This window comes from Paramagnetospirillum marisnigri (assembly GCF_001650715.1).
GTDB lineage: Bacteria > Pseudomonadota > Alphaproteobacteria > Rhodospirillales > Magnetospirillaceae > Phaeospirillum > Phaeospirillum marisnigri.
The window spans coordinates 207,296-216,460 of the sequence record NZ_LWQT01000109.1 but is presented as its reverse complement, the minus strand read 5'-3'; the positions used below and the strand labels follow the sequence as shown (position 1 = coordinate 216,460).

The window sequence follows — 9,165 nt, the reverse complement described above, 5'->3', positions numbered from 1 at the left end:
CTCCGTCGCCCCTGGCCAGGCAACATCAACCATGCTTCACTAACATTCGATCTGGAGCCGCCATTGGGGGCCGGTCAACCGTAAGGGGCATCTTGCGGCGCAGGAGGCGGGCCGTCCGGACGGCGATCTGGATGATCGAGGGCCAAACTCCGCCATGGTGATTGCGGGGCGGGGTCATCCAAGGCAACATCGATATCGGCGGCTGGGCGGATCTGGCAGGCCAGCCGCAAGCCCGCCGCGCGCTCATCGGCGGCCAGTTTGATATGTTCGGCCATGGTGAAGGGAAGATCAGGGCCGGCCAGTAGCCTCACCCGACAGGCGCCACAGCCCCCGGTCCCTCCGCAAGCCGCCCGCACACGGGCGTGCGTAAGGTCGAGAAGGTCTCGCACCGACGGACCCGGCGCGAAATCCATCCGCGTCCAGCCCTCCTCAGAACGAACTCGCAGTACCGGCATGCCGTAATCCAGAAATTAGGGCATAAACCCATAAATGGCGTGGTCGCGACACTGGCGTTTTTGGCTTCCGGACAGGCGCCCGGCCCGCCGTGGACTGGCGGTCCACCAGGGGCGGGCAACGTATCCGGGGGCCAAAAACACCGTGTCCGTTCCGGCTGCGGACAAAATGGCGGACTGGTGCGTCGAAACGCTCGTCCATAGTCCCACTATGCCCATCGCGTTTCTCCTGCCATTCCGCCATTTTCTCTAGCAGCGCGTCTCGCGCCATTTATGGGTTTACGCCCTAAATCGTCAATCTTGAACGGGGTCGCCGCGATCCAGTAGGACGGTATGAAACCACCACTCGTCCGCCACCTTGAGGGCGGCGATCATCTCGTCGAGGCCGACGGGCTTGGTCACATAGCTGTTCGCGCCAGCGGCGTAGGAGGCCTTGATATCCTTCTCGGCCTTGGAGGTCGTCAGCATCACCACCGGCAGCGTCACGAAGCGTTCATCGGCGCGCAGGCGGCGTATGCATTCCAATCCGTTCATGCGCGGCATGTTGATGTCCATCATCACCAGGTCAGGACGCGGATTTGCATTCAGGTATTCCAGGGCAGCAACGCCATCGACGACGTGATCAATCTCGGTAGCCGGAGCCGCCTCCGCAAGAGCGATCTTGATCAGGGTCGCGTCGGCAATTTGATCTTCGACGAGAAGAACCTTGTGGGTGATGTCCATTGCTGCCGCCAAATTTCATCCACAGATTATTCGCGAGGCCAATTTGGTTCGACCCATATCTCGCTAATGTCCAGGCCTCCACCGACACCATATCAGCTTGCATCGATCTCTGCGATCACGCCGATATTCCACTGAATGGTCTGGATGGTTGCCGCCCGCCTCTATGCCGGGCAGGGCGTGGATGCGCAGGCGCTGTTGGGGCGGATCAAGTTTCGGCGGAACGATCCTCATGACCTTGCCCTGGAAAAGTGGACACCGGGTTATGCGGCGGTTCGCTCGGCCTGATCCGGGGTGATGTATCCCAGGGCTGAGTGCAGACGCACGCGATTGTAGTAGCTCTCGATGTATACAAAAAGGTCCCGTCTGGCCTCGTCACGGGTGTGGTAGCGCTGTCCGTGGACCAGTTCGGTCTTCAGGCTGCCGAAGAAGCTCTCCATGGGGGCGTTGTCCCAGCAATTGCCCCTGCGGCTCATGGAGGGGGTGATCTTGTGGTTCTCCAGAAGCTTGGTATAGTCGCCGGAGGCGTACTGGCTGCCCAGACCTATCCTGGTGTCGCGGGTCAATCTGTGACCATCACGGACGCTGGTATTGCTGCGGCGGCCCATCGCGAGGGGGCTGACGCGACCCGGAAATATTTGCAACGTCGTGTAAACGGCCGCAAGGCGGATGCGCCGGCCGATCATGACCGTGACAGACGCATCGAGAAGCGGTTGCGGGATTTCGAGAAGGTCCCCTACACTCGCGGAAGTTGGTAGGCCGCGAGGGAAACGACATGGCGCGCAGGTTGCCTTTACTCCTGCTGCTGATGATGCTGCCTTTCTCCGGTCGGGCCGCCGAGGCGTCCGAGCGTGCAGTGGTGTTTAGCTCGGTCGAGACGGCCGAGCAGCGCGCCTTCGTCGACGCCTGGTTGCCGCTCCTGTCAGATGAGACGGCAGAGGCCTGGCGATCCAGACTGGAGCAGGGGCAGGTGCGCTGGGCCGAAATTGACATCGACCGTGACGGCACGCCAGAGCGGTTCGTCATGGGAACCGCTCCGCAGGATTGTGACCGCTACGGTTGCCAGACCTATCTGGTACGGCAGAGTGGAGAGCGCTGGTGGCGGGTTGATTCCGAACACATGTCCGAGGCAGACGTCGCCATCCCCGATGCCCGGCGGGGTCTGTACCATTCGCTGCGGCGAGGAACATTCGCCACCTTCTTTACCCTCGATGTCGGCAATGATGTTGTCTTTCGCCCGCTGGTCAACGAGACCGAGCGCGCTTTTGCCTTCGATTGGCTGACCAGCAACGCCAAGGACGACGAGCGGCCCGCCTTCTGGCGCAAGGCGGTCGACGAGAACCGTATCCGCATCGCCACCCTTGACCTGAACGGCGACGGGGCGGCCGAGCGCCTCCTGATGATCGCCGATCCCGGCTGGTGTGGTTCGGCTGGGTGCGACACTGTCATTCTACGCCCACAGCAAGGGCAATGGGTCAGTATGGGGCGCATCAACATGCACGACACTGTGAGGGTGCTGGAAGAAAAGCGGAATGGTTGGCATCGGCTGAACACCGGCACCGATCTCCTTACCTTCGGCCGTCGGGGCCGCATCACCGAGATCACCGACTTGGCGACAGGCGAGGTAACGCGCTGAGACTGGCCATGCGGCGAAGGTGACGGACGGCCCCGCCGCGCACTATAGTCGCCGGGGAAGACACCGATGAAGCCGCCTATGCGCACCCTTGACGACATCATGACCCAGCTTCGCGTCTTGCAGCCCGATTTGCGCCGCCGCTACCCCATCCGCTCCATGGGGGTGTTCGGGTCCTATGTGCGCGGCGAGCAGCGGGAAGACAGCGACGTGGACGTGCTGGTGGAGTTGGGCGACGGCATGGACCTGATCGCCTATGCCGGGCTTCAGATCGAACTCAGCGATGCCTTGGGCGTTGCCGTCGATCTGGTGGAGCGCGAAGCGTTGCGCCCTCGTTATGCACCGCATGTGCTGTCCGAGATCGTGCCCCTGTGACCGTCTATACGCCATTGACGTAATTACGCTATTGGCGCATGTTTTCGCTATGAGCAGCGCCCTCCACACCGTCGCCGAGATGCCGCAATACCTCAAGGACTGCGCCGCCGTCGGCATGACGGAGGAGGAGCGTAAGGGCATCGTCGATAGCGTGGCGTCCGATACCCCGACAGGGTGTCGAGATTCGGGGCTCGGGCGGGGTGCGCAAGATCAGGGTGGCCGGGCGCGGCAAGGGCAAGAGCGGCGGCTATCGGGTAATGCTGGCCTATATCGCCCCACACGTGCCGGTCTATCTGCTGGCGCTATTGCGCAAGGGGGATCGGGCCAATTTCACGGCGACCGAGATCGCGGGCTTCAAGGCGCTGACCACTTCGATCGGCCAGCATTGGCGGAAAGGACGGGAATAATGGGTAACGCAGCCGAACGGATCATGCAGGGACTGAGCGAGGCCCTGGACCACGCCCAGGGCAAGGCGGTGCCGGACTTGGTGCTGCACATCCCCGCCCAGGTGGACGTCTCGGCCATCCGCCACCGCACCGGCCTGTCCCAGGCTGCCTTCTCGCGGCGTATCGGCGTGTCGCCGGCGACCTTGCGCAATTGGGAACAGGGCCGCCGCACCCCGGAAGGCCCGGCCCGCGTTCTGCTGGCGATGCTGGAACGCAATCCTCGGATCGTCGAAGAAACGCTGGACCGGACATGACGCTGCCGGCCATCGACAACCTGCCGCAAATCCATCCTGATGAAATTCTCCAGGGTGAACTTGAAGCCCTGTCCATGAGTCCCGAGTCATTCGGTAATCCCCCCCGTTTTTTTAGGGGGTTCGAACATAGAACTCACGCGGCCAGTTTCAGTTTCTGGGCGGGTGTGATGCCGCCGATGGCCATATTGGGCCTGTCGTTGTTGTCGGTCCATGGCCAATCCGTGGCGTGATCTTGCACCTCCTGGATGGTTTCGAAGAGGAACTGGCCCAGCCATTCGTGGCGGACCGTGCGGTTATAGCGCTCCACATAGGCGTTCTGCTGAGGCTTGCCGGGCTGGATATGTTGGAGAGCAATCCCTCGTATTTTAGCCCGAATACATCAACGTGCCGCTGATGTATTCGGGCCCGTTGTCGACTCGGATGTCCTTGGGCTTGCCTCGCCATTCGATGATCTGGTTCAGGGTACGCACGACCCGCTCTGCGGGCAGCGAGAAATCTACCTCGATGCCGAGCCCTTCGCGGTTGCAGTCGTCGAGCACAGTTCCGATCCCCTTAATTCCAGGGGGGATTACCGGCTAAGAGATCCCGCCCTGGCGGAAGGGGCCGTCGCGCATCTGTTCGGCGATGTCCTCGGCGATGAGCGGGCGTTCGTGGTCGAGGAAATGAGCCACCGCGTCGCGCAGCCTTGGGTCTCGGATCCAATGCAGGCTGTAGGTGGGGGTGGGCAGATAGCCGCGGCTGACCTTGTGCTCGCCCTGGGCCCCGGCCTCGACCCGGGCCAGGCCATGGGCGATGGCGAAGTCGATGGCGCGGTAGTAGCAGGCTTCGAAATGCAGGAAATCGCGATGGGACCCGGCGCCCCAGGTGCGGCCATAGAGGGTGTCATCCCCCAGCATGTTGAAGGCGGCGCCCAGGGGCTGGCCGTCGCTGTCCTCCGCCCAGACCAGCACCACCTGGTCGGCGACGGCGGAGGCAGACAGCGCCTCGAAGAAGGCGCGGTTGACATAGGCTTTGCCCCATTTGCGGTCGACCACGTCCTGGTAGAAGCGGTGGAACACGTCCCAGTGGCGGGATTTGACATCGGCGCCCACCAGGGTGGACAGGCGGATATCCTGAGCCGCGACCGCCTCGCGCTCCCGGCGCACCGCCTTGCGCTTGCGCGACGATAGCGCCGCCAGGAAGTCCTCGAACGAGCCATAGCCGTCGTTGCGCCAGTGATACTGGCTGCCCAGGCGCTGGAGATAGCCCAGCGGCGCCAGTTGCTCGTATTCCTCGGCGGTGGGGAAGGTGATGTGGACCGAACTGGCGCCGCTCTGCTCGGCAAGCCGGGCCATGGCGGCGGCCAGCAGGGCGCGCAGGCCGGGCCCGTCTTCCCCCGGCCGGACCAGCAGGCGCGGCCCGGTCACCGGGGTGAAGGGAACCGCGCCTTGCAGCTTGGGGTAATAGCTGCCCCCGGCGCGGCGATAGGCATCGGCCCAGCCCCAGTCGAACACATATTCGCCATAGGAATGGCTTTTGAGATAAAGCGGCGCCACCGCCATCAGCCGCCCGTCGGGGTCGCGCACCGCCAAATGGCGGGGCAGCCAGCCGGTCTGGGCCGAGGCGCTGCCCGACTCCTCCAGGGCGCGAAGAAAGGCATGGCTGATGAAGGGATTGGCCGACCCGGCACAGGCATCCCACTCGACCGCCGGGATGTCGGCGATGGCTCCATGGGCGGTGATGGCGGGGGTGTCGGTTCCGTCTGGCATAATCCTAACATGGCAGGGTTGCGAGGGGTTTCAAGACCGGCATCGAAGATGCTATGGTCCGCGCCTTTCCCACCCCCCAATCCGGCGACTCCATAGTGGCGCCCCCAAATCCGGTGACCATGAGCGACACGCCCATCGACTTTTCCGCCCTGCCCCAGGCCGAACTGACCGACGACGGCGGCAAGGCCCTGGCGGCGCGGCTGTGCGCCACCTCCGACATCGCCCATGCGGTGGCCGAGGCGGTGCGCCAGAACTGGGCGGTGATGCCGGCCGGAGGCCTGACCAGCGCCATCGGCTCCTATGACTACACGCCCGAGGATGTGGCCGGTTTCCAGGGCGTGGTTGCCATCCGCCCCAAGGGCGCCCTGAGCGCCGAGATCGTCGATGCCGCGACGCCGCTGGAGGATTTGCGCACCCATCAGGTGGCCATCTCGGCGGAGCAGGGACTGATTTCCGCCGGGGCCGGGCTGACCTTCACCCAGGTCAACGCCGCCCTGGCCGAGATCGCCGGTCCCACCGCCCGGGTGCTGGTGGACCTGACCAGTATCGGCTCCGCCTTCGTCGGCGGTGTCATCGCCACCGGCGGCATGGGGCCGCTCCGGCTGCATCCCTCCAACCTGCTGGATGCGGTGGTGGTGGCCGATGGCGGCGCCCCCCGTCTGGTGAGCGGCGATGCCATCGCCGATATCGAGGGCATGCAGGGCTGGACCGGCATGGTGGCGGCGGTGCGCTTCCGCTTCGTTCTGGTTCCCGCCTCGGAATTCGGTCTGGTGCTGCCGGTGCAGGGCTCGGATACCGATACCATGGCCGGGTTGCTGAAATATCTGCGCCCCTGGACCCGCGTCACCCTGCCCGAGGCCGGGCAGTTGATCAGCGGCGAGGGCGGCGAGACGGTGCTGAACGGCATCGAACTGGTCAGCCGCGACTCGCTGGAAGCCTTCATCGAGCATGCCGAGGAACCGGCGCGGTCCAAGGCCGAAGGCCTGCTGCAATCCTGCGACTATGCCGGTTCCGACATGCTGGCCTGCCTGACCGGCTGGTCGGAACTGTCCATCGACGACGTGCTGATGAGCCTGCTCGACCCCGAGACCGAGACCATCGGCGGCGTCGGCATCGATTTCGGCGTCGGCTTCTCGTCGGGGGCGGAAATGGAGACCTTCCGCGCCATTCGCGAGGGCGCTCCCGATCTGGCCCGCACCAAGGCCCGGGTGGTGCAGCCGGGCAAGCTGAAGCCGTGGAGCACCTCGACCGATATCAACATGGTGCTGCCGGGCGACAGCTCGGCCATCGCCTCGGTGCTGGAGGCCTATGCCGACTACCGCACCGCCATCCGGACCCTGAAGCGGGAACTGGCCGGGGCGGTGGAGGTGGAACTGGCGGCCTATGGCCATCTGTCGCCCGCCGGGATCGATCCCCATCATCGCGTCACCCTGTTCGCCCCGGAAGGGGCCGAGGCGGCCCTGACCGGCGCCCGCCACGCCGTGGCGGCCCATAAGCGCACCCTGATCCATGACCTGCTGTTCGCGGCCCGCAATCACGATTGCGACGTCACCGGGGGCGAGAAGGGGGCTCCGTCCTTGGTGGAGATCGCCCGGGCGGCGGGCGGCGAGGGGCGGCTGCCCGAGGGGCTGAAGGCCCGCTTCCGCCGCGCCCGCGCCGCCGTGATGGCCGCGCCTGCCCATTTCGCCTTCCGCGCGCCGCCGGAGTTGAAGGCGGAATGAGTCTCTCGCTCAACGCCCTGGACTCCGGTCCCGACTCCGCCACGGATCGTCCGCCACTGGTGATCCTGCACGGGCTGCTGGGATCGGCCCGCAATTGGGGAGCGGTGGTCAAAGCCTTGGGCTGCGGCCGCCGGGTGCTGGCGCTGGACCTGCCCAATCACGGTTCCAGCCCCTGGACCGAGGTGATGGATTACCCCTTCATGGCCCGCGAGGTCGCCAAGGTGATCGAGAGCCTGGGCGGCAAGGCGGCGGTGCTGGGCCATTCCATGGGCGGCAAGGCGGCCATGACCCTGGCACTGACCCGGCCCGGCCTGGTGGAGCGGCTGGTGGTGGCCGATATCGCGCCGGTGTCCTACACCCATACCTTCGCCCCCTATGTGCGGGCCATGCGCGCCGTGCCGCTGGGCGAGATCTCCTCGCGCGGGCAGGTGGAGGGCATCCTGGCCGAGCATATTCCCGACCGGGGCGTGCGCGCCTTCCTGATGCAGAATTTGGAAGGCGGTCAGGCGGGCTATCGCTGGCGGCCCAATCTGGCGGTGCTGCAGGCCCATATGGACGACATCTTGGCCTTTCCCCGCTTCGGCGAGGAGTCGCGCTACGAGGGGCCGACCCTGTTTGTGGCGGGCGAGACCTCGGACTATATCCGGCCCGAGCACGAGGATGTCATCGCCGCCCTGTTCCCCAATTCCCGCACCGTGGAAATCGCCGGGGCCGGGCATTGGGTCCATGCCGACAATCCCGCCGCCTTCCTGGACGCGGTCGGCGCGTTCCTTTAAACCGGCGTCACCACATCGGGCAGATTGGCGGCCACCAGTTCGGCGAACAGCCGCAGTTCGGGGGCGCGCACGCTGGTGCGCCGCCAGGTCAGGTCGATGACCCGGCCGGGGGCGGGGGCGTCGAACGGGCGCATGACGATCTGCTCGTCGGCCAGGGCCTCGGCATCCACGTAGAGGGCGGGCAGGCAACTGGCGCCCAGGCCGGTGGCCACCATCTGGCGCAAGGTATCCAGGCTGGTGGCGCGGAAATCGGGATGCTCGCGGCAACCGGCGCGGTGGCAGAGCGCCAGGGCCGGTTCGCGCAGCCCGTCGCCGAATTCCAGCAAGATCAACTGCTCGCCCGCCAGATCGGTGGGGGACAGGCTGGGCTTGGCCGCCAGGGGATGGCCCAGGGGCAGGGCCGCCCACAGGGATTCATGGAACAGCGGTGTCACCGTCAGGTGGCGGTCGTCGCGCGGTGCCCCCGACATCAGCACCAGATCCAGCTGCCCGGCCGCCAGTTCCCCCAGCAGCCGGTCCTCGGGCTCCTCGCGCAGGTAAAGCCGCAGATCGGGATAAAGGCGGCGCATCTCGGGCAGGAAATGGGGCAGCAGATACGGCCCCAGGGTGCGCAGAACGCCAAGCCGCAGCATGCCCGATAGCGGGGCGCGGGCGCCCTGGGCCATCTCCTCCAGGTCGGCGACGCTGCGTAAGATGGCGTTGGCCCGTTCCGCCATGTCGCGGCCCATGGGGGTCAGCAGCACCCGGCGGCGCGACCGTTCCAGCAGGATTACCCCCAGGATGTCCTCCAACTGGGCGATCTGGGCCGATAGGGCGGGCTGGCTGATATGGACCCGTTCGGCCGCCTTGCGGAAATGCAGGGTATCGGCGACGGCGACAAAGCATTGCAGGTGGCGAAGCGTGATCATGGTCTAGGGCGTAAACCCATAAATGGCGTGGTCGCGACACAGGCGATTTTGGTTCCCGGACAGGCGCCCGGCCCGCCGTGGACCGGCGGTCCACCAGGGGCGGGCAACACAGCCGGGGGCCAAAATCGCCGT

Annotated in this window: 11 protein-coding genes and 2 pseudogenes; 7 read left to right on the top strand and 6 right to left on the bottom strand. The window is 65.7% G+C overall.

Going from position 1 to position 9,165, the window contains the following annotated elements; translation table 11 throughout:
- Positions 1 to 74: 74 nt before the first annotated feature.
- The 3 genes and pseudogenes from A6A04_RS23640 to A6A04_RS19460 all read right to left on the bottom strand — a co-directional run.
- Positions 75 to 413 carry a 2Fe-2S iron-sulfur cluster-binding protein gene (locus tag A6A04_RS23640; RefSeq protein WP_172822828.1) on the bottom strand — a complete coding sequence of 113 codons (339 nt, stop codon included), beginning with the start codon at positions 411 to 413 and terminating at the stop codon, positions 75 to 77.
- 333 nt (positions 414 to 746) lie between these two features.
- Positions 747 to 1,175, bottom strand: a complete 429-nt coding sequence (locus A6A04_RS19465; RefSeq protein WP_068495670.1) for a response regulator — start codon at positions 1,173 to 1,175, stop codon at positions 747 to 749.
- 260 nt (positions 1,176 to 1,435) lie between these two features.
- A pseudogene (locus A6A04_RS19460) lies at positions 1,436 to 1,711 on the bottom strand (integrase core domain-containing protein); the annotation flags it as partial.
- A gap of 236 nt (positions 1,712 to 1,947) precedes the next feature.
- Here A6A04_RS19460 and A6A04_RS19455 point away from each other — a divergent pair.
- The 5 genes from A6A04_RS19455 (at position 1,948) to A6A04_RS22775 (ending at position 4,110) form a co-directional block, all read left to right on the top strand.
- Positions 1,948 to 2,808 carry a hypothetical protein gene (locus tag A6A04_RS19455; RefSeq protein WP_068495668.1) on the top strand — a complete coding sequence of 287 codons (861 nt, stop codon included), beginning with the start codon at positions 1,948 to 1,950 and terminating at the stop codon, positions 2,806 to 2,808.
- A 66-nt stretch (positions 2,809 to 2,874) separates the two neighbouring features.
- Positions 2,875 to 3,180: a nucleotidyltransferase family protein gene (locus A6A04_RS19450; protein ID WP_245651309.1), complete on the top strand. Its 306-nt coding sequence runs from the start codon at positions 2,875 to 2,877 to the stop codon at positions 3,178 to 3,180.
- Positions 3,181 to 3,380: 200 nt separating this feature from the next.
- Positions 3,381 to 3,587 carry a type II toxin-antitoxin system RelE/ParE family toxin gene (locus A6A04_RS19445; protein ID WP_172822826.1) on the top strand — a complete coding sequence of 69 codons (207 nt, stop codon included), beginning with the start codon at positions 3,381 to 3,383 and terminating at the stop codon, positions 3,585 to 3,587.
- Entirely contained in the window at positions 3,587 to 3,880 is a 294-nt protein-coding gene (locus A6A04_RS19440) for a helix-turn-helix domain-containing protein (protein ID WP_068495666.1), read from the top strand. Before A6A04_RS19445 ends, A6A04_RS19440 begins: the two co-directional genes overlap by 1 nt.
- Entirely contained in the window at positions 3,877 to 4,110 is a 234-nt protein-coding gene (locus A6A04_RS22775; RefSeq protein ID WP_172822819.1) for a hypothetical protein, read from the top strand. Before A6A04_RS19440 ends, A6A04_RS22775 begins: the two co-directional genes overlap by 4 nt.
- On the opposite strand, the pseudogene A6A04_RS22770 reads toward A6A04_RS22775, so the two are convergent.
- Positions 4,014 to 4,419 (bottom strand): annotated as a pseudogene (locus A6A04_RS22770) (integrase core domain-containing protein); the annotation flags it as partial. The gene A6A04_RS22775 and the pseudogene A6A04_RS22770 sit on opposite strands and share 97 nt — an antisense overlap.
- 36 nt (positions 4,420 to 4,455) lie before the next feature.
- Entirely contained in the window at positions 4,456 to 5,628 is a 1,173-nt protein-coding gene (locus tag A6A04_RS22765; protein ID WP_068495665.1) for a GNAT family N-acetyltransferase, read from the bottom strand.
- 119 nt (positions 5,629 to 5,747) lie between these two features.
- Between A6A04_RS22765 and A6A04_RS19425 the strand changes: the two genes are divergently transcribed.
- Positions 5,748 to 7,349 carry an FAD-binding oxidoreductase gene (locus A6A04_RS19425; RefSeq protein ID WP_068495692.1) on the top strand — a complete coding sequence of 534 codons (1,602 nt, stop codon included), beginning with the start codon at positions 5,748 to 5,750 and terminating at the stop codon, positions 7,347 to 7,349.
- Positions 7,346 to 8,125, top strand: a complete 780-nt coding sequence (locus A6A04_RS19420) for an alpha/beta fold hydrolase (RefSeq protein ID WP_068495664.1) — start codon at positions 7,346 to 7,348, stop codon at positions 8,123 to 8,125. The genes A6A04_RS19425 and A6A04_RS19420 overlap by 4 nt, the downstream gene beginning before the upstream one ends.
- Here A6A04_RS19420 and A6A04_RS19415 read toward each other — a convergent pair.
- A complete protein-coding gene (locus tag A6A04_RS19415) occupies positions 8,122 to 9,033 on the bottom strand; it encodes a LysR substrate-binding domain-containing protein (protein WP_068495663.1) in 912 nt (303 codons plus the stop codon). The genes A6A04_RS19420 and A6A04_RS19415 overlap by 4 nt on opposite strands.
- Positions 9,034 to 9,165: the final 132 nt, after the last annotated feature.